At 61.1% G+C, this 21752-nt stretch carries 22 protein-coding genes and 1 pseudogene; 14 read left to right on the top strand and 9 right to left on the bottom strand.

From position 1 onward, the window contains the following. Positions 1-29 precede the first annotated feature (29 nt). On the bottom strand, positions 30-1172 hold the full coding sequence (locus tag BM321_RS14975; RefSeq protein ID WP_092442994.1) for an MFS transporter: 1143 nt from the start codon (positions 1170-1172) through the stop codon (positions 30-32). 322 nt (positions 1173-1494) lie between these two features. Continuing rightward, positions 1495-2988 (bottom strand): aldehyde dehydrogenase, encoded by a 1494-nt coding sequence (locus BM321_RS14970; protein ID WP_072406074.1) that lies wholly within the window; start codon positions 2986-2988, stop codon positions 1495-1497. Positions 2989-3222: 234 nt separating this feature from the next. Here BM321_RS14970 and BM321_RS14965 point away from each other — a divergent pair, with 234 nt between their 5' ends. Both BM321_RS14965 and BM321_RS14960 read left to right on the top strand, forming a co-directional pair. After that, complete coding sequence (locus BM321_RS14965; protein WP_092442993.1) at positions 3223-3594, top strand: cupin domain-containing protein; 372 nt, start codon at positions 3223-3225, stop codon at positions 3592-3594. 156 nt (positions 3595-3750) lie between these two features. Then, positions 3751-3996 carry an I78 family peptidase inhibitor gene (locus BM321_RS14960; protein ID WP_256573471.1) on the top strand — a complete coding sequence of 82 codons (246 nt, stop codon included), beginning with the start codon at positions 3751-3753 and terminating at the stop codon, positions 3994-3996. 75 nt (positions 3997-4071) lie between these two features. Here BM321_RS14960 and rpmG read toward each other — a convergent pair whose 3' ends face one another. Next, on the bottom strand, positions 4072-4227 hold the full coding sequence (gene rpmG, locus BM321_RS14955; RefSeq protein WP_003177274.1) for a 50S ribosomal protein L33: 156 nt from the start codon (positions 4225-4227) through the stop codon (positions 4072-4074). 11 nt (positions 4228-4238) lie between these two features. After that, positions 4239-4472 carry a 50S ribosomal protein L28 gene (gene rpmB, locus BM321_RS14950; protein ID WP_003177273.1) on the bottom strand — a complete coding sequence of 78 codons (234 nt, stop codon included), beginning with the start codon at positions 4470-4472 and terminating at the stop codon, positions 4239-4241. A gap of 437 nt (positions 4473-4909) precedes the next feature. Between rpmB and BM321_RS14945 the strand changes: the two genes are divergently transcribed. Continuing rightward, on the top strand, positions 4910-6496 hold the full coding sequence (locus BM321_RS14945) for an ABC transporter substrate-binding protein (RefSeq protein ID WP_092442992.1): 1587 nt from the start codon (positions 4910-4912) through the stop codon (positions 6494-6496). A 136-nt stretch (positions 6497-6632) separates the two neighbouring features. Here the strand turns inward: BM321_RS14945 and radC are convergent, their stop codons facing one another. Then, positions 6633-7307 (bottom strand): RadC family protein, encoded by a 675-nt coding sequence (radC, locus tag BM321_RS14940; protein WP_092442991.1) that lies wholly within the window; start codon positions 7305-7307, stop codon positions 6633-6635. Positions 7308-7451: 144 nt separating this feature from the next. Here radC and coaBC point away from each other — a divergent pair, with 144 nt between their 5' ends. From coaBC to argB, 4 genes and pseudogenes are all read left to right on the top strand, one after another. Further along, a complete protein-coding gene (gene coaBC, locus BM321_RS14935; RefSeq protein ID WP_092442990.1) occupies positions 7452-8660 on the top strand; it encodes a bifunctional phosphopantothenoylcysteine decarboxylase/phosphopantothenate--cysteine ligase CoaBC in 1209 nt (402 codons plus the stop codon). Positions 8661-8664: 4 nt separating this feature from the next. Further along, complete coding sequence (gene dut / locus BM321_RS14930; RefSeq protein ID WP_092442989.1) at positions 8665-9120, top strand: dUTP diphosphatase; 456 nt, start codon at positions 8665-8667, stop codon at positions 9118-9120. 251 nt (positions 9121-9371) lie between these two features. Beyond that, positions 9372-10775 (top strand): annotated as a pseudogene (locus BM321_RS14925) (phosphomannomutase/phosphoglucomutase); the annotation flags it as partial. Positions 10776-10802: 27 nt separating this feature from the next. Continuing rightward, entirely contained in the window at positions 10803-11708 is a 906-nt protein-coding gene (gene argB / locus BM321_RS14920) for an acetylglutamate kinase (protein ID WP_025216133.1), read from the top strand. Between the two features lie 171 nt (positions 11709-11879). Here argB and pyrE read toward each other — a convergent pair whose 3' ends face one another. Further along, positions 11880-12524 carry an orotate phosphoribosyltransferase gene (gene pyrE, locus BM321_RS14915; protein ID WP_060740059.1) on the bottom strand — a complete coding sequence of 215 codons (645 nt, stop codon included), beginning with the start codon at positions 12522-12524 and terminating at the stop codon, positions 11880-11882. An 82-nt stretch (positions 12525-12606) separates the two neighbouring features. On the opposite strand from pyrE, the gene BM321_RS14910 reads away from it, so the two are divergent. Next, the gene (locus BM321_RS14910) at positions 12607-13386 is read left to right on the top strand and encodes an exodeoxyribonuclease III (protein ID WP_013694557.1); all 780 of its coding nucleotides are present in this window, start codon (positions 12607-12609) and stop codon (positions 13384-13386) included. 96 nt (positions 13387-13482) lie between these two features. Here the strand turns inward: BM321_RS14910 and gltS are convergent, their stop codons facing one another. From gltS to rph, 3 genes are all read right to left on the bottom strand, one after another. Then, positions 13483-14691 carry a sodium/glutamate symporter gene (gltS, locus tag BM321_RS14905; RefSeq protein ID WP_092442987.1) on the bottom strand — a complete coding sequence of 403 codons (1209 nt, stop codon included), beginning with the start codon at positions 14689-14691 and terminating at the stop codon, positions 13483-13485. Between the two features lie 364 nt (positions 14692-15055). Further along, complete coding sequence (locus tag BM321_RS14900) at positions 15056-15424, bottom strand: DUF4870 domain-containing protein (protein WP_092332852.1); 369 nt, start codon at positions 15422-15424, stop codon at positions 15056-15058. 34 nt (positions 15425-15458) lie between these two features. Further along, positions 15459-16181: a ribonuclease PH gene (gene rph / locus BM321_RS14895; RefSeq protein ID WP_060740056.1), complete on the bottom strand. Its 723-nt coding sequence runs from the start codon at positions 16179-16181 to the stop codon at positions 15459-15461. Positions 16182-16454: 273 nt separating this feature from the next. On the opposite strand from rph, the gene BM321_RS14890 reads away from it, so the two are divergent. The 6 genes from BM321_RS14890 (at position 16455) to BM321_RS14865 (ending at position 21748) form a co-directional block, all read left to right on the top strand. Further along, positions 16455-17318 carry a YicC/YloC family endoribonuclease gene (locus BM321_RS14890; protein ID WP_092332856.1) on the top strand — a complete coding sequence of 288 codons (864 nt, stop codon included), beginning with the start codon at positions 16455-16457 and terminating at the stop codon, positions 17316-17318. A 12-nt stretch (positions 17319-17330) separates the two neighbouring features. After that, positions 17331-17951, top strand: a complete 621-nt coding sequence (gene gmk / locus BM321_RS14885) for a guanylate kinase (protein WP_092442986.1) — start codon at positions 17331-17333, stop codon at positions 17949-17951. A gap of 167 nt (positions 17952-18118) precedes the next feature. Beyond that, positions 18119-18382 (top strand): DNA-directed RNA polymerase subunit omega, encoded by a 264-nt coding sequence (gene rpoZ, locus BM321_RS14880; RefSeq protein ID WP_003177259.1) that lies wholly within the window; start codon positions 18119-18121, stop codon positions 18380-18382. 60 nt (positions 18383-18442) lie between these two features. Continuing rightward, entirely contained in the window at positions 18443-20548 is a 2106-nt protein-coding gene (spoT, locus tag BM321_RS14875; RefSeq protein WP_053126562.1) for a bifunctional GTP diphosphokinase/guanosine-3',5'-bis pyrophosphate 3'-pyrophosphohydrolase, read from the top strand. A 23-nt stretch (positions 20549-20571) separates the two neighbouring features. Next, positions 20572-20952: a RidA family protein gene (locus BM321_RS14870; protein ID WP_014340863.1), complete on the top strand. Its 381-nt coding sequence runs from the start codon at positions 20572-20574 to the stop codon at positions 20950-20952. 55 nt (positions 20953-21007) lie between these two features. Then, the gene (locus BM321_RS14865; protein ID WP_092442985.1) at positions 21008-21748 is read left to right on the top strand and encodes a hypothetical protein; all 741 of its coding nucleotides are present in this window, start codon (positions 21008-21010) and stop codon (positions 21746-21748) included. Positions 21749-21752 lie beyond the last annotated feature (4 nt).

Raw genomic sequence — 21752 nt, 5'->3', positions numbered from 1 at the left:
CTATGTACCCAGTTAAACAGACAGGGGGCTCAGGCCGTTTGGGTTGCCCCGAACGCCCCCTGGCGCAACAGCAGGATCACCAACCCGAACGCCCCGGCCGCCATGAACAAAGGCAGTGCATGTCCGCTGACCCATTGGCTGCCCGCCCCCGCCACCAATGGGCCAATCAGGCAACCGAGCCCCCACAGCTGCGCGACATGGGCATTGGCCCGCACCAGCGCATCGTCGCGGTAACGCTCGCCGATCAGGATCAGCGACAGCGTGAACAAGCCGCCCGCGCTGGCACCGAACAGTACCCACAGCGGCCAGATCAACAGGGTATCGATCAACAGCGGAACCGCCAGGCTCGATAACATCAACGCCACCGCGCACCCCGTCAACAGGGCCCGGCGAGAGACGCGATCGGCCAGGGCGCCGATGGGCAATTGCAGCAAGGCATCACCGACCACCACGGTGCTGACCATCGCCAGCGCAATGTCGGCCGTGAAACCCTGGCGCAGGCAATACACCGGCAACAACGTGAGGATCATCGCCTCGAACGCAGCGAACAACGAGACCGCCCAGGCAATCGCCGGCAAGCCACGGCAAAACGTCCACAAATCGCCGAACGTGACGTTGCCGGCCTCGCTGCTCGGCGCACCGCTACGGCCCAGCAATAGCAAGGGTGCGACCAACAGCAGACCGACGCCCACCCAGAAACCGTAGTCATGATCGGTCCCCAGCGCGCCCAGCAGCAGCGGGCCGGACAACTGGCTCAGGGCGTAGCTGCTGCCGTACAGCGCCACCAACCGCCCACGCCATCGTTCAATGACCAGTTGGTTGATCCAGCTCTCACCCAGAATGAACACCAAGGTCAGGACCACGCCAATCATCAGGCGCAGCAGCAACCAGACCGGATAGCTGGGCAGCAGCGCCAGCAACCCGATGGACACCGCACCGCCCCACAGGCACAGGCGCATCAACGCCGCCGTGCCGAACCGCGCCGCCAACCGGCTCGACACCTTGGCCCCGAGCAACACCCCCACGGCTGGCATGGCCGCCATCACACCAATAGCGAACGAGCCATAACCCCAGCCCTCCAGGCGCAGCGACACCAACGGCATGCTCACGCCCAGGGCCAGGCCGACGCTCAGGACAGACGCCAGCACGGCGAAATAGGTTGCCCAACGCATTTCCACGCTCCTGTGGACAGTTATCAATCCCAACCATCACCCAAAACATTGTGGGAGCGAGCTGGCTCGCGATGACGGCGCAACATTCAACAACGTCGTCGATTGTCGTACCGCTATCGCGAGCAAGCTCGCTCCCACAGGGGATTTGCGTTGACCGCCAATCTTGCGCCCATCCCCGACCAATGTGGGAGCGGGCTTGCTCGCGAAGGCGGTTTCACACTCAACAGCTAGTTGACTGACACTCCGCTTTCGCGAGCAAGCCCGCTCCCACAAATGACCTGTGTGGTATGAAAGCCCTGGACAGAGTCCGGGGCCGTCACTGTCAGAGCTTGATCCAGGTCGACTTCAGCTCGGTGTATTTGTCGAACGCATGCAGCGACTTGTCGCGACCGTTGCCCGACTGCTTGAAGCCACCGAACGGTGCGGTCATGTCGCCGCCATCGTACTGGTTGACCCATACGCTGCCGGCACGCAGGGCCTTGGCGGTCAGGTGAGCCTTGGAGATGTCCTTGGTCCATACCGCTGCGGCCAGGCCATACGGCGTGTCGTTGGCGATCTCGATGGCCTGCTCGGCGGTGTCGAAGGCGATGACCGACAATACCGGGCCGAAAATCTCTTCCTGGGCGATTTTCATGGCGTTGCTCACACCATCGAAAATCGTCGGCTCGACGTACGTGCCGCCGGTTTCCTCAAGGATGCGCTTGCCACCGGCCACCAGTTTGGCGCCATCGCTATGGCCAGCCTCGATGTAGGACAGCACGGTGTTCATCTGCTGGGTATCGACCAGGGCGCCGACATTGGTGGCCGGGTCCAGGGGGTTGCCCGGCTTCCAGCCCTTGAGGGCTTCGATCACCAGCGGCAGGAAGGTGTCCTTGATGGAGCGCTCCACCAACAGCCGCGAGCCGGCGGTGCAGACTTCGCCCTGGTTGAAGGCGATGGCGCTGGCAGCGGATTCGGCGGCGGCTTGCAGGTCCGGGGCATCGGCGAACACGATATTCGGGCTCTTGCCGCCGGCTTCCAGCCAGATGCGCTTCATGTTGGATTCGCCGGAATAGATCATCAGTTGCTTGGCGATCTTGGTGGAGCCGGTGAACACCAGCGTATCGACATCCATATGCAGGGCCAGGGCCTTGCCGACGGTGTGGCCGTAGCCTGGCAACACGTTCAGCACGCCTTTCGGAATGCCGGCCTCGATCGCCAGCGCCGCGATACGGATGGCGGTCAGCGGGGATTTTTCCGACGGCTTGAGCACCACCGAGTTACCGGTGGACAGCGCAGGGCCGAGCTTCCAGCAGGCCATCATCAACGGGAAGTTCCAGGGCACGATAGCCCCCACGACACCCACCGGCTCACGGGTCACCAGGCCCAGTTGATCGTGCGGGGTGGCCGCCACTTCGTCGTAGAGCTTGTCGATGGCTTCACCGCTCCAGCTCAAGGCCTGGGCCGCGCCAGGCACGTCGATGTTCAGCGAATCGCTGATCGGCTTGCCCATGTCCAGGGTTTCCAGCAGCGCCAGCTCCTCGGCATGCTGCTTGAGCAAGCCGGCGAAACGGATCATGGTGGTTTTGCGTTTGCTTGGCGCCAGGCGCGACCAGACGCCGGAGTTGAAGGTGGCGCGGGCATTTTCGACGGCACGCTGGGCGTCGGCCACGTCGCAGCTGGCGATCTTGCCCAGCAGGCGGCCATCGACAGGGCTGAGGCATTCGAACGTTTCGCCGGACACCGCATCGGTGTACTCACCGTTGATGAAGGCACGGCCTTCGATCTTCAGGTCCCGGGCGCGTTGTTCCCAATCGGTACGAGTCAGGGTGGTCATGCGTGTGTCCTCCTCTTATTGAGTACGAACGCCGCGCAATGCGCAGCGCTCAAAAGAATTCTGCCCGGCCAGCCTGTTTTCGGCGCTGTTTTCGGCATAGGGCACCCGCCACCCTAAACCAGCGGCTGGTCATGTTTCAATATATTTGACACAACGGCGGCAAACGACCTTGCGATGTTCGTTTTAATAAACATAGACTCGAAGCCTTCCAAGCGATCACCGGGGATCAACCGCATGAGCATTCAGGACATCGTCGACTTCAGTCAGGCCAATACCACCGCCGAACGTTATCGCCCGGACCCGGCCAAGGTGTTCAAGGGCGATCCCGAGCAAACCGTGTTCAACCACTACAGCAGCCCCTGTGGACAAATGAACGCTGGCGTATGGGAAGGCGCCGTCGGTCAATGGACGGTCAATTACACCGAACATGAATACTGCGAGATCGTCCAGGGCGTTTCCGTGCTGCGGGACAACGATGGCAACGCCAAGACCCTGCGGGCCGGCGACCGCTTCGTGATCCCGGCCGGGTTCAAGGGCACCTGGGAAGTGCTGGAGCCGTGCCGCAAGATCTACGTGGTGTTTGAGGAGGCCACAGCCAAACCGTAAAAGACAGTGACACTTAATCATTGGCCAATGGCCGCGGTGACGATTAAAACCTGTCGCAGGCACGCACAAATTATCGTCGCGGGGGACGCGCAGGATGCACGACCAACCCGACCGGTGAGTGCCTTAACTTTTTAAATCTCAGCAAGGAAGCTAAAAATGCCTAGTCAAAACGACACCGTTATCGTGCCGATGCCCCAAGATCAGTGCGATATCGCTATCGCCCAGTACACCATTGGCCAAAAATATACCCCTGAGCTGCGTGAAGAGGTTCGCGCCCTGGCTAACGGGGCCCAGGTTCGCCCCGCAGGCCCAAAGCACCCTATAACCTACGATCTGAGCCCACGACGCATCAATCTTGTAACTGATGCCGACGGGATTATCGTCGGCATTAAATGCGGTTGATCCACAAGCCCCAAACGCAACAAAAAAGGCCCGTATCTCGCGATACGGGCCTTTTTCGTAAGAGGGAAAAATCAATTACTTGATTTTGCCTTCCTTGTAGATCACGTGCTTGCGAACAACCGGATCATATTTCTTGATCTCGATTTTGTCCGGGGTAGTACGCTTGTTCTTGTCGGTAGTGTAGAAGTGACCAGTACCGGCGCTCGAGATCAAACGAATCAATTCACGCATGATTAGCTCCCTTAAACCTTGCCATCGCGACGAAGTTCGGCCAGCACGACACTGATGCCACGCTTGTCGATGATGCGCATGCCCTTGGCAGATACGCGCAGACGCACAAAACGTTTCTCTTCTTCAACCCAGAAGCGGTGATGCTGCAGGTTCGGCAGGAAACGACGACGGGTTTTGTTGTTTGCGTGGGAAATGTTATTCCCAGTCACCGGACCCTTACCGGTAACTTGACAGACTCTCGACATGCCTCAGCCCTCTAAAACCACATGCCCAACCCGGCATGGGTTGGCCGCTTAATCTCTCAGTCATTTGGCGCCAGGCGCCGCGTTTCTTTAAGGGTCTTACCGGCTACACCTACAGTGAAGGAACCGGGCCCCTAGAAAAGAGCGCTGCTTTATACCAGAAAGACCACAGCGCAACAACAGTCGATGTGATTTGTCTTCCTGGAGAAACATCGGCTCACCGCCCCGGACGGCTGGGGCAGAGGCTGGCACGGCCCCTGACCGCTCGTCGCTGCACGCAGGTTTTTTTCACGTGCGCCAGGTTCCGGCCACCCATACCGTCGCCGCAGCGTGCCGGAAAATGCAAAAAGGGGATAGTCATTTGGCAGCGAGCCCACTAGGGTAGGCCTTTTCCAGACTGCACTCGCAGATGGGCCTTCGACTTGCACAGGAAACCGACCATGCGCCTCGCTGCCCTACCGTTGTTGCTCGCCCCTCTGCTGATCACCCCGCAGGCCTGGGCCGCCGCCCTGAGCGTCTGCACCGAAGCCAGCCCGGAAGGGTTCGATGTCGTCCAGTACAACTCCCTGACCACCACCAACGCCTCCGCCGACGTGCTGATGAACCGCCTGGTGGATTTCGATACCGCCAGCGGCAAAGTGGTCCCCAGCCTGGCCGAGCGCTGGGAAGTCTCTACCGATGGCCTGACCTACGTGTTCAAGCTGCGGCCACAGGTCAAGTTCCATCACACCGAGTACTTCACGCCGCGCCGCGACCTGACCGCCGAGGACGTGAAGTTCAGCTTCGAGCGCATGCTCGATCCGGCGAACCCGTGGCACAAGGTTGCGCAAAGCGGTTTCCCCCACGCCCAGTCCATGCAATTGCCGGCGCTGATCAAGAAAATCGACGCCCTGGACCCGCTGACCGTGCGTTTCACCCTCGATCACGCCGATTCGACCTTCCTGGCAACGTTGAGCATGGGCTTTGCCTCCATCTATTCGGCCGAATACGCCGATCAACTGATGCAGGCCGGCACGCCGGAAAAACTCAACAACCAGCCGATCGGCACCGGCCCGTTCATCTTCAGCCGGTTCCAGAAGGACGCCTCGATCCGCTACAAGGCCAATGACGCCTATTTCGGCGGCAAGCCCAAAGTGGACCCGCTGGTCTTCGCCATCACGCCGGATGCCAATGTGCGCCTGCAGAAACTGCGCCGCAACGAATGCCAGATCGCCTTGTCGCCCAAGCCGCTGGACGTGCAGGCCGCCCGGCAGGAACCGACCCTGAGCGTGGCCCAGACCGACGCCTTCATGACCGCGTTCGTGGCGATCAACAGCCAGCATCCGCCACTGGACAAGCCTGAGGTGCGACAAGCCATCAACCTGGCCTTCGACAAGGCCAGCTACCTCAAGACCGTCTTCGAAGGCACCGCCGAAGCCGCCAACGGCCCCTACCCGCCCAACACCTGGAGCTACGCCAAAAACCTGCCCGGCTACGCCCATGACCCGGCGAAGGCCCGTGACCTGCTGGCCAAGGCCGGCTTGAAGGAAGGCTTCCAGACCACCATCTGGACCCGCCCTTCCGGCAGCCTGCTCAACCCCAATCCCAGCGTTGGCGCACAACTGCTGCAATCCGACCTGGCGCAGATCGGCATCCAGGCGGAAATCCGCGTGATCGAATGGGGCGAACTGATCCGCCGCGCCAAGGCCGGCGAACATGACCTGCTGTTCATGGGCTGGGCCGGCGACAACGGCGACCCGGACAACTTCCTCACACCGCAGTTTTCCTGCGCGGCGCTCAAGTCCGGCACCAACTTCGCCCGCTACTGCAACCCGGACCTGGACAAACTGATCAGCGCCGGCAAGACCACCGGCGAACAAGGTGTGCGCGCCAAGCTCTACGAGCAGGCCCAGGCCCAGATCCAGCAGCAGGCCCTGTGGCTGCCCCTGGCGCACCCCACCGCCTTCGCGCTGACCCGCAAGGATGTGCAGGGTTATGCGGTGAGCCCGTTTGGGCGGCAGGACTACTCCAAGGTCAGCCTCAAGTAACCCGGCCCACAGCAAACCCTGTGGGAGCGAGCTTGCTCGCGATTGCGGCGCGTCAGATAGCATCGATGTCGACTGACCGACCGCTATCGCGAGCAAGCTCGCCCCCCACAAAGGGCCCCGTATCGTCAGACCGTGCCTACATCCACCCATACTCCGCCATCGACAGCGGCTCCCCGTCGCCAACAATGAAGTGATCGAGCACCCGCACGTCGATCAGCTCCAGGGCCTCCTGGAGCCGCTCGGTAAGCACCCGGTCGGCCTGGCTGGGCTCGGTGTTGCCGGAGGGGTGGTTGTGGCACAGGATCAACGCAGCGGCGTTGTGGGCCAGTGCCCGCTTGACCACCTGCCGGGGATGGACACTGGCGCTATCGATAGAACCGCGGAACAGCGCCTCGAAGGTCAGCACCTGGTGCTTGGCGTTGAGAAACAGGCAACCGAACACCTCGTGGGGTTCGTGACGCAGCATGGACTTGAGGTATTCACGAACCGCGAACGGGCTTTCCAGCATGGGCTTTTCCCGCGCCCGTTCAGCCAAATGCCGCCGACTCATTTCCTGAGCCGCCTGCAGTTGGGCAAACTTCGCCGGCCCGAGCCCCATGTGATTACTGAATGTGATCTGATCCGCTTCAAGCAGCGCGCGCAGGCTGCCAAATTGAATCAACAGTTGTCGCGCCAGATCCACCGCGCTTTTGCCGGACACGCCGGTTCGTAAAAAAATCGCCAGCAGCTCGGCGTCCGAAAGACTCCCCGCCCCCAGCGCCAATAACCTCTCCCGCGGCCGCTCGGCCGCAGGCCAATCGCGAATACTCATGGCATCTCCCTGATTGTGGGCGCCGCTGTTCCGTAGCGGTCGCTGTGATATCGTAGCCCATCTTTTTTGCAGGCGATTTGCACCCTGGCAGCTGCTGCCAAGGGGTTCGCCTTGCACTGACCACTGAAATCGAAAGGCAGGCCTATGCAGCGGCTGTATCGGAAACGCATCGTTCTGGGCGTCGGCGGCGGCATTGCCGCCTACAAGAGCGCCGAGCTGGTTCGCCGACTCATCGACCAGGGCGCGGAAGTACGGGTCGTCATGACCCGTGGCGGCAGCGAGTTCATTACCCCGCTGACCATGCAAGCCCTGTCCGGACACCCGGTCCACCTGGACTTGCTCGACCCGGCGGCCGAAGCCGCCATGGGCCATATCGAACTGGCCAAGTGGGCCGACCTGGTGCTGATCGCCCCGGCCACGGCTGACCTGATCGCCCGCCTGGCCCAAGGCATTGCCGACGACCTGTTGACCACCCTGGTGCTCGCCACCGACGCCGTGGTCGCCGTCGCACCCGCCATGAACCAGGCCATGTGGCGCGACCCGGCCACCCAGGCCAACCTGCAATTGCTGGAAAGCCGCGCCCTGAAAGTCTTTGGCCCGGCCTCCGGCAGCCAGGCCTGCGGCGATGTCGGCATGGGGCGCATGCTCGAAGCCACGGACCTGGCCCAGTGCGCCGCCGACTGCTTCCAGCGCCAGGCCCTGACCGGCAAGCACGTGCTGATCACCGCCGGGCCGACCCAGGAAAACATCGACCCGGTGCGCTACATCACCAACCACAGCTCCGGGAAAATGGGCTTCGCCCTGGCCGAAGCCGCCGTGGAAGCCGGCGCCCGGGTCACGCTGATCACCGGTCCCGTGCACTTGCCAACCCCGGACCGGGTCACGCGCATCGACGTGGTCAGTGCCCGGGACATGCTCGCGGCCTGTGAAGCGGCCATCCCCTGCGACCTGTTCATCGCCTCGGCTGCGGTAGCGGACTACCGCCCCGAAGTCGTTGCCCCGCAAAAATTGAAGAAAGACCCTACAAGCGGCGACGGCCTGCTACTGCAAATGGTGCGCAACCCGGACATCCTGGCCAGCATCGCCACCCGCCCCGACCGTCCGTTCAGTGTCGGTTTCGCCGCCGAGACCGAACACCTGCTCGATTACGCCGCCCGCAAGCTCAAGGACAAGAACCTCGACTTGATCGTCGCCAACGACGTCGCCAATCCGAGCATCGGCTTCAACAGCGAAGAAAACGCCTGCAGCGTGATCGACCGCCAGTTGCACCCCACCCTTTTCGCCCAGACCAGCAAGAGCAAGATTGCCCGCCAGCTGATCACTTTTATCGCCGAACGTCTGAACCAGGTTTAATGTCATGCACGCCTTACAAGCCAAGATCCTCGACCCACGCATCGGTAGCGAATTCCCGCTGCCGCAATACGCCACACCGGGCTCCGCTGGCCTCGACCTGCGGGCGATGCTCAAGCAGGACACGATCCTGGAACCAGGCCAGACCCTGCTGATTCCTACCGGCCTGTCGGTGTACATCGGCGACCCGGGCCTGGCCGCGCTGATCCTGCCGCGCTCGGGCCTGGGCCATAAGCACGGCATCGTGCTGGGCAACCTGGTGGGCCTGATCGATTCCGACTACCAGGGCGAATTGATGGTCTCGTGCTGGAATCGCGGCCAAACGGCCTTCAACATCGCCGTGGGCGAGCGCATCGCGCAGTTGGTGCTGGTGCCGGTGGTCCAGGCCCACTTCAAACTGGTCGAGGAATTCGACGAGAGCCAGCGCGGCGCCGGTGGTTTCGGGCATTCCGGCAGCCATTGACCGCGCGGGCCGGGCTGGGCGTCCTGCCCGGCCCGTTTGTGAAGCTTCTGTTTCAGAACAAAAAATGCGCGATGGCTTTCTGCTAGGTTTCCCATCCGGAATCAATGTATTAGGCGAGGAAGACCGGGGTAACGCTGTCTCATGGCAATTTCCCACCACGAACTCTCTGTCAAAAACGCCGTCATACCCTTCAGCTTGAGCCTGCCGACGCCCAGTGTCGGCCTGTCCAGTCACTTTCCTGATAGAGCGCCCCGCCCATGAACACCCCAGCCGCAATCGCCCCGATCTTCCCTGATAGCATCTTCCGCGCCTACGACATCCGTGGTGTGGTACCGGAAACCCTCACCGCCGAAACCGCCTACTGGATCGGTCGCGCCATTGGCTCCCAGAGCCTGGCCCAGGGTGAACCGAACGTGTGCGTCGGCCGCGACGGCCGCTTGTCGGGCCCCGAGCTGGTCGAACAATTGATCAAGGGCGTTGCCGACAGCGGCTGCCACGTCAGTGACGTGGGCCTGGTGCCGACGCCAGCGCTGTACTACGCCGCCAACGTGCTGGCCGGCAAGTCCGGGGTCATGCTCACCGGCAGCCACAACCCATCGAACTACAACGGCTTCAAGATCGTCATCGCCGGCGACACCCTCGCCAACGAGCAGATCCAGGCCCTGCACACCCGCCTCAAGACCAACGACCTGAGCAGCGGCCAGGGCAGCGTGACCAAGGTCAACATCCTCGAGCGCTACAACGACGAGATCGTCAAGGACGTGAAGCTCGCCCGACGCCTGAAAGTGGTGGTCGACTGCGGCAACGGTGCGGCCGGCGTGATCGCTCCGCAACTGATCGAAGCCCTGAACTGCGAAGTCATCCCGCTGTTCTGCGACGTGGACGGCAACTTCCCTAACCACCACCCGGACCCGGGCAAACTGGAAAACCTGCAAGACCTGATCGCCAAGGTCAAGGAAACCAACGCCGACCTGGGCCTGGCCTTCGACGGCGACGGCGACCGCGTCGGCGTGGTGACCAATACCGGCAGCGTGGTGTTCCCCGACCGCCTGCTGATGCTGTTCGCTCGCGACGTGGTGGCGCGCAATCCGAACGCCGAAATCATCTTCGACGTTAAATGCACCCGTCGCCTGGTCCCGCTGATCAAGGAATATGGCGGTCGCCCGCTGATGTGGAAAACCGGTCATTCGTTGATCAAGAAGAAAATGAAACAGAGCGGCGCCCTGCTGGCCGGTGAAATGAGCGGCCACATCTTCTTCAAGGAGCGCTGGTTCGGCTTCGATGACGGTATCTACAGCGCCGCGCGCCTGCTGGAGATCCTCAGCAAGGAAAAATCCACGGCCGAAGCACTGTTCGCGACCTTCCCGAACGATATTTCTACGCCGGAAATCAATATCCATGTGACCGAAGAGAGCAAATTCAGCATCATTGATGCACTGCACGACGCCCAGTGGGGCGAAGGCGCCGAACTGACCACCATCGACGGTGTACGGGTCGACTACCCACAAGGCTGGGGCCTGGTTCGCGCGTCCAACACCACACCGGTGCTGGTGCTGCGTTTCGAGGCCGACAACGAGGCCGAACTGCAGCGCATCAAGGACGTGTTCCACACCCAACTCAAACGTGTTGCACCTGATCTCCAACTACCGTTTTGATTTTTTGAAGCACTACCGGAGCCCTGAATGACCCTCGAACGCGAAGCCGCCGCCAACACCGCCAAGGTCCTGTCCGAAGCGTTGCCTTATATCCGACGCTACGTCGGCAAGACCCTGGTGATCAAATACGGCGGCAACGCGATGGAAAGCGAGGAGCTGAAAACCGGCTTCGCCCGCGACATCGTGCTGATGAAGGCCGTGGGCATCAACCCGGTGGTGGTCCACGGCGGCGGCCCGCAAATCGGCGACCTGCTCAAGCGCCTGTCGATCGAGAGCCACTTCATCGACGGCATGCGCGTGACAGATGCACAGACCATGGATGTGGTGGAAATGGTCCTCGGCGGCCAGGTCAACAAGGACATCGTCAACCTGATCAACCGCCATGGCGGCAGCGCCATTGGCCTGACAGGCAAGGACGCCGAGCTGATCCGGGCGAAGAAACTCACCGTCACCCGCCAGACGCCGGAGATGACCCAGCCGGAAATCATCGACATCGGTCATGTGGGCGAAGTGGTCGGCATCAACACCGACCTGCTGAACCTGCTGGTCAAGGGCGACTTCATCCCGGTGATCGCGCCCATCGGCGTGGGCGCCAACGGCGAGTCGTACAACATCAACGCCGACCTGGTGGCGGGCAAGGTTGCCGAGGCACTGAAAGCTGAAAAGCTGATGCTGCTGACCAACATCGCCGGCCTGATGGACAAGACCGGCAAGGTCCTGACCGGGTTGTCGACCCAGCAGGTCGATGACCTGATCGCCGATGGCACCATCTACGGCGGCATGCTGCCGAAGATTCGTTGCGCGCTGGAAGCGGTGCAGGGCGGCGTCGGCAGCTCGCTGATCATCGACGGCCGGGTGCCAAATGCGATTCTGCTGGAGATCTTCACCGATACGGGTGTGGGTACGTTGATCAGCAATCGCAAGCGTCCTTAAGCGATACCGGTAAAAAAAGACCCCGCTCAACCTGGTTGAGCGGGGTCCTTTTTTGTCTGACTACTGTGGGAGCGAGCTTGCTCGCGATAGCGGTGGGTCAGTCAATAAAATGCTGAATGATAAGCCGCTATCGCGAGCAAGCTCGCTCCCACAAGGCTTGGCGCAAGCCTTTTAGACACCAAACTGCGCCCGATAAGCCTCAACCGCTGGCAAATGCTGCTTGAGCTGCGGGTCGTCGGCCAAAAACTCCAGCACCTGGTTCAGCGACACGATGCTGATCACCGGAATGCCAAAATCGCGCTCCACTTCCTGGATCGCCGACAACTCACCGTTGCCACGCTCCTGACGGTTCAGGGCGATCAGTACACCGGCCGCCTTGGCGCCTTCCTGGGAAGCGATGATCTGCATCACTTCGCGAATGGCGGTGCCGGCGGTGATCACGTCGTCGATAATCAACACATCGCCGGTCAGCGGCGCGCCGACCAGGCTGCCGCCTTCGCCGTGGGCCTTGGCTTCCTTGCGGTTGAAACACCAGGGCAGGTCGCGGCCGTGGTGTTCGGCCAGGGCGACGGCGGTGGTGGCGGCCAGCGGGATGCCTTTGTAGGCCGGGCCGAACAATACATCGAACGGGATGCCGCTCTCGACGATGGCCGCCGCATAGAAACGGCCCAACTGCGCCAGGGCGGTTCCGCTGTTGAACAGGCCCGCATTGAAGAAGTACGGGCTGGTGCGCCCGGACTTGAGGGTGAATTCACCGAAGCGCAAAACCCCGCGATCGATGGCAAAGCGAATGAAATCGCGCTGATACGCCTGCATGAAAAAAGCCTCAAATACCGCGGATTTAGCTAAATAGGTACACGGCGTGTATCATACACGCACGTGATTTTTGGGGCCATTTATGCGGATCATCAGTGTGAACGTCAATGGTATTCAGGCTGCAGTGGAGCGTGGTTTGCTCAGTTGGCTGCAAGCACAGAATGCCGACGTCATCTGCCTGCAGGACACCCGCGCCTCCGCCTTTGAACTGGACGATGCAGCCTTCCAACTGGATGGTTACTTCCTTTATGCCTGCGATGCCGAAGTCCCCGCCCAGGGTGGCGTGGCTTTGTACTCGCGGCTGCAACCGAAGGCTGTCATCAACGGTCTCGGTTTCGAGACGGCGGACCGCTACGGGCGCTACCTGCAAGCCGATTTCGACAAGGTCAGCATCGCGACCTTACTGCTCCCTTCGGGGCAGAACGGCGATGAAGATTTGAATCAGAAATTCAAGTTGATGGACGACTTCGCCCGTTACCTGGATAAACAGCGGCGCAAACGTCGCGAGTACATCTATTGTGGCTCGCTGTACGTGGCGCAACAGAAGCTGGATATCAAGAACTGGCGCGACAGCCAACAATCTCCTGGTTTCCTGGCGCCGGAACGGGCCTGGATGGACGAGATCATTGGCAACATGGGCTATGTCGATGCCCTGCGCGAAGTCAGCCGCGAAGGCGACCAGTACAGCTGGTGGCCGGACAACGAGCAGGCCGAAATGCTCAACCTCGGTTGGCGTTTCGACTACCAGTTGCTGACGCCCGGGCTGCGCCGCTTCGTACGCAGCGCCCGCCTGCCGCGCCAGCCACGGTTCTCGCAGCATGCGCCGCTGATCGTGGATTACGACTGGACGCTGACCATCTAAGCGTATCGGCGACAGCCTTCAGGCCGACCGACCCAAAAAAATGCCCGTATCGCAAGATACGGGCATTTTTCATGGGGCGCGCTAGCGCCTCGATCGTCAAGCCGCGGCAAAAAACGGCAGGGCCAGGTACAGCTTGATGACGATGACGTTAATGATGTCGATGAAGAACGCACCCACCATTGGCACCACCAGAAACGCTATCTGCGAAGGTCCGTAGCGCTGCGTCACGGCTTGCATGTTGGCGATGGCCGTTGGCGTGGCGCCCAGTCCAAAACCGCAATGCCCCGCCGCCAATACCGCGGCATCGTAGTGACTGCCCATGAGCCTGAACGTCACGAAAATCGCAAACAGGGCCATGACCAATGTCTGGGCCGCCAGAATGATGAAGATCGGCAAGGCCAATGACGCCAGGTCCCACAACTTGAGTGACATCAAGGCGATCGCCAGGAACAGTGACAAGCTGACATTGCCGAGCACGGACACTTCTCGCTCGAATACTTGATACAGGCCAAGTGCCGAAAGCCCGTTGCGCAGGATCACGCCCACAAAAAGGACACAAACGAACGTCGGCAACTCGAATGCGGTGTCGTGGAGCTGTCCATTCAGGAGCGTGCCGGCCAACAGGCTGACCGCGATCAGGGCGAGCGTCTCGATAAACGAAAATGGCGTAATCGAGCGCTCCTTGTTTGGCTGTTCGAAGCCCTTGGGCACGCGGGGCTTTTCTGGCTCGAGGCTGCCGGGCGATTGCACACGTTTGATAAGCAGGCGCGCAACCGGCCCACCGATCAAGCCACCCAACACCAAGCCAAACGTCGCAGAAGCCATCGCAAGCTCGGAGGCGGAAGCCAGACCGAACTTCTCGCTGAACACCGTTCCCCACGCCGCGCCGGTGCCATGACCGCCTGCCAAGGTGATCGAACCGGTCAGCAATCCCATCAACGGATCGAGCCCCAGTGCCCTTGCGAGTCCGATGCCCATGGCATTCTGGACCACCAGCAGACCGGTGACCGCCAACAGGAAAATCCCCACCACGCGCCCGCCTTTCTTCAGGCTGGCGAAATCCGCACTCAGGCCAATCGTGGCAAAAAACGCCAGCATCAAGGGTGTTTGCAATGAAGTATCGAAACGGACTTCAACTTCAAGCCCCCGTAGGGCCAGGAGAATCAGGGCAACTACCAACCCTCCCGCCACGGGTTCGGGAATATTGTAGGCGCGTAGAAAACCGACACGTGTAACAAGACCGCGCCCCAGCAAAAGCACTAAAGAGGCGGCGACAAGGGTTCCGTAGAAATCGAGCTGAAACATAAGTGTTTATTCTTTGAATATATCTATTCAGGGCGAACTTTTTACCTGGGCACGCCGCTTGAACAGGTTGATTGCCTCAACACTGATTGGCTTTGAATTCAAGGACCTTCAATGGTCTGAATATATCGAAATATTTCTAAAGGAATATAACTTGGGGCAACTCTATCAATCGACGCGTGTTATTGCCAAGGACATAGACCACCTTGAAACGTCATGAGTTGTGACTAAAAATTTAAGAGCGGTACATGTATGCGCACGATAACGCGCCAGGCAATTGGATGCCCTACAGGGAGAGAAACATCTTTATTTAAAAAAGAATGCCCCGATAGATCGGGGCATTCTTTTTGAATCACAGCATTGATCGTTATTTGACCAACCGCCAGGTGAACGGATACCGATACGGCTGCCCTTCATTGGCCTTCACGCCAGCAATGATGGTCAGCACCAGCGCACCGATGGCCACCAGGCCGAACAGGAAGAAGCCAATCACCACGATCATCAGCAGCAGACAGATGGCCGAAGCAATCGCCACGGTGATCTGGAAATTCAACGCTTCCTTGCCCTGGGCATCGATGAACGGGTCGGATTCACGCTTGAGCTGCCACAGTACCAACGGCCCGATCAGCGTGCCAAACGGAATCCAGATCCCCAGCAAGGCGGACAGGTGACAAAACATTGCCCATTGACGCGCCTCTTTGCTCGGCTGGGGCAGCAGGATTTGCTCATCACTCATGACGCTCTCCTTGTTGTCTTGAAGCGGGAATCGATCAGTCGGCCAACGCGGCCTTTTGCAATTCGAAGATCTCGTTCATGCCTTTCTTCGCCAACTCCAGCATAGCGTTCAAGTCTTCCGGCTGGAACGGCGCACCTTCGGCGGTACCCTGGACTTCGATGAAACCGCCGGCGCTGGTCATGACCACGTTCAGGTCGGTCTCGGCGGCGGAGTCTTCGAGGTAATCCAGGTCCAGCACCGGCTCGCCTTGGTACATGCCCACGGACACAGCGGCGATCATTTGCTTGAGCGGGTCGCCGCCCTTGAGACCGCCGCGCTTCTTGATCACTTTCAAGGCATCGACCAGCGCAACCATGGCCCCGGTGATGGAGGCCGTACGGGTGCCGCCATCGGCCTGGATCACGTCGCAATCGACATACAGCGTCACGTCGCCCAGCTTGGACATGTCCAGCGCAGCGCGCAGCGAACGGCCAATCAGCCGTTGGATTTCCAGGGTACGACCGCCCTGCTTGCCACGGCTGGCCTCACGCTGGTTCCGCTCACCGGTGGCGCGCGGCAGCATGCCGTATTCGGCGGTCAGCCAGCCCTGGCCCTGGCCCTTGAGGAACCGTGGCACACCGTTTTCGACGCTGACGGTGCAGATGACCTTGGTATCACCGAACTCGACCAGTACAGATCCCTCGGCGTGTTTGGTGTAGTTGCGGGTAATGCGGATCGAGCGAAGCTGATCGGCAGCGCGACCACTTGGACGTTTCATAGGGAACACCTGTACAGAGGACGGAAAACTGCCTGGCATTATAGAGCCGTGAACCGTCAGAGGGCAGTTAAAACGTCGCACAGCGCTAAAAGCCGGCGCGGGTGAGCGCCCTCGAAGCCCCGGCCGACGGGCTGCGGCGCTTTGTTACCGGAGCTGTTTGGGCGCTTGCGCCCCACTGCGCTACAATCCTGCGCCTTTGCTGCCCTCGGGCTTTTATCTACAGATCCCAGGCCCACGACCACCGTCGGGCGGCCTGCATTGCGAGGAACCCCCATGGTGCACAGCATGACCGCCTTCGCCCGCGTCGAAAAAGCCGGGGCCCAAGGCACGCTGAGCTGGGAACTGCGCTCGGTCAACAGCCGTTACCTGGAGCCGCACCTGCGCTTGCCCGAATCCTTCCGCGACCTGGAAGGCGGTGTGCGCGAAGCGCTGCGCCAGGGCCTGTCCCGGGGCAAGCTGGAATGCACCCTGCGTTTCACCGAAGAAAACACCGGCAAGACCCTGCAAGTGGACCGCGAGCGCGCCGCGCAATTGGTCGCCGCCGCCGAAACCGTCGCCAGCCTGATCAAGAACCCCGCCGCCCTGAACCCGCTGGAAGTCCTGGCCTGGCCCGGCGTGCTGGTGGGTGACGCGAGCGACCCGCAAGCGCTGAACGCCGAGGCGCTGGCGCTGTTCAACCAAGGCTTGCAAGAACTCAAGGCTGGTCGCGAGCGTGAAGGCGCGGAGCTGGCCCGGCTGATCAACGAGCGCCTGGCCTCCATTGAAGAAGACGTCGGCACCCTGCGCGAGCTGGTCCCGCAGATGCTCGCCACCCAGCGCCAGAAAGTCCTCGACCGCTTCGCCGACATGAAGGCCGAGCTGGACCCGCAACGACTGGAACAGGAAATGGTCATGCTCGCGCAAAAGAGCGACGTGGCCGAAGAACTGGATCGCCTGAGCACCCACATCATCGAAGTTCGCCGGGTACTCAAGTCCGGCGGTGCGGCCGGTCGCCGCCTGGACTTCCTGATGCAGGAGCTCAACCGCGAAGCCAATACACTGGGCTCCAAAGCCTTCGACCCGCGCAGCACCCAGGCGGCGGTCAACCTCAAGGTGTTGATCGAACAAATGCGCGAACAAGTGCAGAACATTGAGTAAGGCTAACCCGACATGACCCACAGCACCGGCACTCTCTACATCATTTCCGCGCCCTCGGGCGCCGGCAAGACCAGCCTGGTCAAGGCCTTGATCGACGCCCAGCCGCAGATCCGCGTCTCGGTCTCGCACACCACCCGTGCCATGCGCCCGGGCGAAGTGAACGGCGTGAACTATCACTTCGTCGACCGCGAAGAATTCGTGAAGATGGCCGAACACGGCGACTTCCTGGAGCGCGCCGAAGTCTTCGGCAACCTCTACGGCACCTCGCAAAGCTATTTGCAGCAGACCCTCGACGAAGGCCATGACCTGATCCTGGAAATCGACTGGCAAGGCGCCGAGCAGGTACGCAAGCTGATGCCCCAGGCCCGTTCGATCTTCATCCTGCCGCCGAGCCAGCAGGCGTTGCGCCAGCGCCTGACCAACCGCGGCCAGGACAGCGACGAAATCATCGAAGGCCGGATGCGTGAAGCGGTCAGCGAAATGAGCCACTACGTCGACTACGATTACCTGATCATCAACGACGATTTCGCCCACGCGCTGGACGATCTCAAGGCAATTTTCCGCGCCAGCCAGCTGCAGCAGAAACGCCAGCAGCAACGTTTCGGTAAATTATTGGCCGAACTGCTGGGCTGAACCGCCCTTCCCAAAACCGCTGCGACGGCTTTACATTGGTACTCGCAGCGCGCCAAGGGGTTTGGTTAAAAAATCAGCGCTTCCCTAAACGCTGGTGTTTTTTTAAACTGTCGAGTCCGCTCGCCCAACCGGGCAGCGCGCATATTGCATTCGCTCCGAGGAATACCATGGCCCGCGTAACCGTTGAAGACTGCCTAGAACACGTGGAAAACCGCTTTGAGCTGGTCATGCTCTCTACCAAGCGTGCCCGTCAACTGGCCACCGGCGGCAAAGAGCCATTGGTCCAGTGGGAAAACGACAAGCCTACCGTGGTAGCGCTGCGTGAAATCGCCGAGGGCCTGATGAGCTACGAGTTCATCGCCAACGCTGAAATCGTCGAAGACGAACCGCTGTTCGCAGCGTTCGAGGACGAGTCCAACGAGGCGGTCTAAGCCTATGCCTGGTCGACGTAGCACGGCGCGGGGTCACAGCGAACGGCAGGAGTCATCATCATGCCGAGCATAGACGCCCTCGCCGATCGCTTATCGGCCTACCTCGGCACGGACCAGGTCAACCTGGTCCGCCGAGCCTATTTCTACGCCGAACAAGCCCACGACGGCCAACGCCGCCGCAGCGGCGAGGCGTACGTCACGCACCCGCTTGCCGTGGCGAACATTCTTGCCGACATGCACATGGACCATCAGAGCCTGATGGCGGCGATGCTGCATGACGTGATCGAAGACACCGGCATTGCCAAGGAAGCGCTGCAAGCGCAGTTCGGCGAAACCGTGGCCGAACTGGTCGACGGGGTCAGCAAGCTGACCCAGATGAACTTCGAGACCAAGGCCGAGGCCCAGGCCGAGAACTTCCAGAAAATGGCCATGGCCATGGCCCGCGACATTCGCGTGATCCTGGTCAAGCTCGCCGACCGCCTGCACAACATGCGCACCCTGGAAGTGCTGTCCGGCGAAAAACGCCGGCGCATCGCCAAGGAAACCCTGGAAATCTACGCCCCCATCGCCAATCGCCTGGGCATGCACGCGATCCGCATCGAGTTCGAAGACCTCGGCTTCAAGGCCATGCACCCGATGCGTTCGGCGCGGATCAACCAGGCCGTCAAGCGCGCCCGGGGCAACCGCAAGGAAATCGTCAACAAGATCGAAGAGTCCCTGAGCCACTGCCTGGCCATCGACGGCATCGAAGGCGAAGTCAGCGGGCGTCAGAAACACCTCTACGGCATCTACAAGAAAATGCGCGGCAAGCGGCGGGCCTTCAACGAGATCATGGACGTCTACGCGTTCCGGATCATCGTCGACAAGGTCGACACCTGCTATCGCGTGCTGGGCGCTGTACATAATTTGTACAAACCGTTGCCGGGGCGCTTCAAGGATTACATTGCGATCCCCAAGGCCAACGGCTACCAGTCGCTGCACACCACGTTGTTCGGCATGCACGGCGTCCCGATCGAAATCCAGATCCGCACCCGCGAAATGGAAGAGATGGCCAACAACGGCATCGCCGCCCACTGGCTCTACAAATCCAGCGGTGACGAACAACCCAAGAGCACCCACGCCCGCGCCCGGCAGTGGGTCAAGGGTGTGCTGGAAATGCAGCAGCGCGCTGGCAATTCCCTGGAATTCATCGAGAGCGTGAAGATCGACCTGTTCCCGGACGAGGTCTATGTCTTCACCCCCAAAGGCCGGATCATGGAGCTGCCCAAAGGCTCCACGGCCGTGGACTTTGCCTATGCGGTGCACACCGACGTCGGCAACAGTTGCATCGCTTGTCGCATCAACCGGCGCCTGGCACCGCTGTCCGAGCCGCTGCAAAGCGGCTCCACGGTGGAAATCGTCAGTGCCCCCGGCGCACGGCCCAACCCGGCATGGCTCAATTTCGTGGTCACTGGCAAGGCCCGTACGCACATCCGGCATGCACTGAAACTGCAACGCCGCTCCGAATCCATCAGCCTCGGCGAACGCCTGCTGAATAAGGTCCTGAACGGTTTCGACAGCTCCCTGGACAAGATCCCGGGCGAGCGTGTGCAGGTGATGCTCCACGAATACCGCCTCGAATTGATCGAAGACCTGCTCGAAGACATTGGCCTGGGCAATCGCATGGCCTATGTCGTCGCCCGCCGCCTGCTCGGCGAAGGCGAACAACTGCCAAGCCCCGAAGGTCCGCTGGCGATTCGCGGCACCGAAGGCCTGGTGCTCAGCTATGCCAAGTGCTGCACGCCGATCCCGGGCGACCCGATTGTCGGCCACCTGTCCGCCGGCAAGGGGATGGTGGTGCACCTGGACAACTGCCGCAACATCAGCGAAATCCGCCACAACCCGGAAAAATGCATCCAGCTCTCCTGGGCCAAGGATGTCACCGGCGAATTCAACGTCGAGCTGCGGGTCGAGCTGGAGCACCAGCGCGGCCTGATCGCGCTGCTGGCCAGCAGCGTCAACGCCGCCGACGGCAATATCGAAAAAATCAGCATGGACGAGCGCGATGGCCGCATCAGCGTCGTCCAATTGGTGGTCAGCGTGCACGACCGTGTGCACCTGGCCCGCGTGATCAAGAAACTGCGTGCCCTGACCGGCGTCATCCGCATCACCCGGATGCGCGCGTAGCCCACCCATAACAAGGAGTCCTCATGACCAAGACCGTTATCACCAGCGACAAGGCCCCAGCCGCCATCGGCACCTATTCCCAGGCGATCAAGGCCGGTAACACCGTGTACATGTCGGGCCAGATCCCGCTGGACCCGAAGACCATGGAGCTGGTGGAGGGCTTCGAAGCCCAGACCGTGCAGGTGTTCGAAAACCTCAAGGCCGTGGCCGAGGCCGCCGGTGGTTCCTTCAAGGACATCGTCAAGCTGAACATCTTCCTCACCGACCTGAGCCACTTCGCCAAGGTCAACGAGATCATGGGCAAGTACTTCGACCAGCCTTACCCTGCCCGCGCCGCCATTGGCGTGGCGGCCCTGCCAAAGGGCGCGCAGGTTGAGATGGATGCCATCCTGGTCATCGAGTAATAAGGTCGGCGCAGCCTCCCCCGCTGCGCCGTTTTCGTCTTGAAAGGATTCCACCATGCGCAAAGCGCTTGCTTTCTCGCTGTTCGCCCTTTTTCTAGGCGGTTGCGCCAGCAACCCTGCCGACCGTGACATCAGCGGCACCTGGATCAACCAGGCGGCCATCGACGCTGCCGCCAAGGGCGGCCCGCTGCGCGAAGCGCTGCAAGGCTATGGCCCGAACCTGGAATGGGACATCAATACCCGGGCCGGCCAGGCGCGCTACACCAATGGTTTTGAAAACGTCGAAGGCAAGCTGCTGGGCGAAGAAGACGGCACGTGGAAAGTCGATTTCTACGGCAGCTCCGCCAGCGAACTCAAGCGCGACGGCAAACAATTGAGCCAGGCCGCCACCGAGAACGAGCCGCAGCAGGTGTTCGACCGCGCGCAAGTCCAGGTACCGGAAGGCGCCCCCATCGGCGCCAGTTTCGAACGCGCGCTGTATGCCGCCTACCTGGGCGGCACCTGGAACATCGCCAGCGGCCCCGGCCAGGGCAACACTGTGCAATTCCAGCCCGACGGCCAGGTCAGCGGTCTGCCGGGCGCCGACCGTTACGCCCTGTGCCTGGCCGGCGATTGCGCCTCCATGAGCGGCGGCAACGACAATATCTGGCTGCAACAGAACGGCCAGGGCAACACCTGGATCTTTGCCCGCAATGGCAAGACGCTGGAAATTTTCCAGACCGTGAATGCGGCGCTGGCCGATGAAATGCCATCGTTCACGCCGGGTGCTCGGCAGTGGCTGCTGGAAAAGCAATAGCACA

The sequence above is a fragment of the Pseudomonas sp. NFIX10 genome, from assembly GCF_900111955.1.
In the GTDB taxonomy this organism is placed as follows: Bacteria; Pseudomonadota; Gammaproteobacteria; order Pseudomonadales; family Pseudomonadaceae; genus Aquipseudomonas; species Aquipseudomonas fluorescens_AA.
The sequence above is the reverse complement of the archived record's forward strand: the minus strand, read 5'-3'. Positions and strand labels throughout refer to the sequence as shown.

Excerpts from the sequence above, each read along its gene's own strand:
- BM321_RS14975 (WP_092442994.1), bottom strand. The coding sequence starts at position 1,172 with ATGCGTTGGGCAACCTATTTCGCCGTGCTGGCGTCTGTCCTGAGCGTC.
- BM321_RS14945 (WP_092442992.1), top strand. The coding sequence starts at position 4,910 with ATGCGCCTCGCTGCCCTACCGTTGTTGCTCGCCCCTCTGCTGATCACC.
- pyrE (WP_060740059.1), bottom strand. The coding sequence starts at position 12,524 with ATGCAGGCGTATCAGCGCGATTTCATTCGCTTTGCCATCGATCGCGGG.
- BM321_RS14970 (WP_072406074.1), bottom strand. The coding sequence starts at position 2,988 with ATGACCACCCTGACTCGTACCGATTGGGAACAACGCGCCCGGGACCTG.
- BM321_RS14960 (WP_256573471.1), top strand. The coding sequence starts at position 3,751 with ATGCCTAGTCAAAACGACACCGTTATCGTGCCGATGCCCCAAGATCAG.
- rpmB (WP_003177273.1), bottom strand. The coding sequence starts at position 4,472 with ATGTCGAGAGTCTGTCAAGTTACCGGTAAGGGTCCGGTGACTGGGAAT.
- coaBC (WP_092442990.1), top strand. The coding sequence starts at position 7,452 with ATGCAGCGGCTGTATCGGAAACGCATCGTTCTGGGCGTCGGCGGCGGC.
- BM321_RS14965 (WP_092442993.1), top strand. The coding sequence starts at position 3,223 with ATGAGCATTCAGGACATCGTCGACTTCAGTCAGGCCAATACCACCGCC.
- BM321_RS14870 (WP_014340863.1), top strand. The coding sequence starts at position 20,572 with ATGACCAAGACCGTTATCACCAGCGACAAGGCCCCAGCCGCCATCGGC.
- gmk (WP_092442986.1), top strand. The coding sequence starts at position 17,331 with ATGACCCACAGCACCGGCACTCTCTACATCATTTCCGCGCCCTCGGGC.
- BM321_RS14910 (WP_013694557.1), top strand. The coding sequence starts at position 12,607 with ATGCGGATCATCAGTGTGAACGTCAATGGTATTCAGGCTGCAGTGGAG.
- BM321_RS14890 (WP_092332856.1), top strand. The coding sequence starts at position 16,455 with ATGGTGCACAGCATGACCGCCTTCGCCCGCGTCGAAAAAGCCGGGGCC.
- spoT (WP_053126562.1), top strand. The coding sequence starts at position 18,443 with ATGCCGAGCATAGACGCCCTCGCCGATCGCTTATCGGCCTACCTCGGC.
- rpoZ (WP_003177259.1), top strand. The coding sequence starts at position 18,119 with ATGGCCCGCGTAACCGTTGAAGACTGCCTAGAACACGTGGAAAACCGC.
- rph (WP_060740056.1), bottom strand. The coding sequence starts at position 16,181 with ATGAAACGTCCAAGTGGTCGCGCTGCCGATCAGCTTCGCTCGATCCGC.
- argB (WP_025216133.1), top strand. The coding sequence starts at position 10,803 with ATGACCCTCGAACGCGAAGCCGCCGCCAACACCGCCAAGGTCCTGTCC.
- radC (WP_092442991.1), bottom strand. The coding sequence starts at position 7,307 with ATGAGTATTCGCGATTGGCCTGCGGCCGAGCGGCCGCGGGAGAGGTTA.
- rpmG (WP_003177274.1), bottom strand. The coding sequence starts at position 4,227 with ATGCGTGAATTGATTCGTTTGATCTCGAGCGCCGGTACTGGTCACTTC.
- BM321_RS14900 (WP_092332852.1), bottom strand. The coding sequence starts at position 15,424 with ATGAGTGATGAGCAAATCCTGCTGCCCCAGCCGAGCAAAGAGGCGCGT.
- BM321_RS14865 (WP_092442985.1), top strand. The coding sequence starts at position 21,008 with ATGCGCAAAGCGCTTGCTTTCTCGCTGTTCGCCCTTTTTCTAGGCGGT.
- gltS (WP_092442987.1), bottom strand. The coding sequence starts at position 14,691 with ATGTTTCAGCTCGATTTCTACGGAACCCTTGTCGCCGCCTCTTTAGTG.
- dut (WP_092442989.1), top strand. The coding sequence starts at position 8,665 with ATGCACGCCTTACAAGCCAAGATCCTCGACCCACGCATCGGTAGCGAA.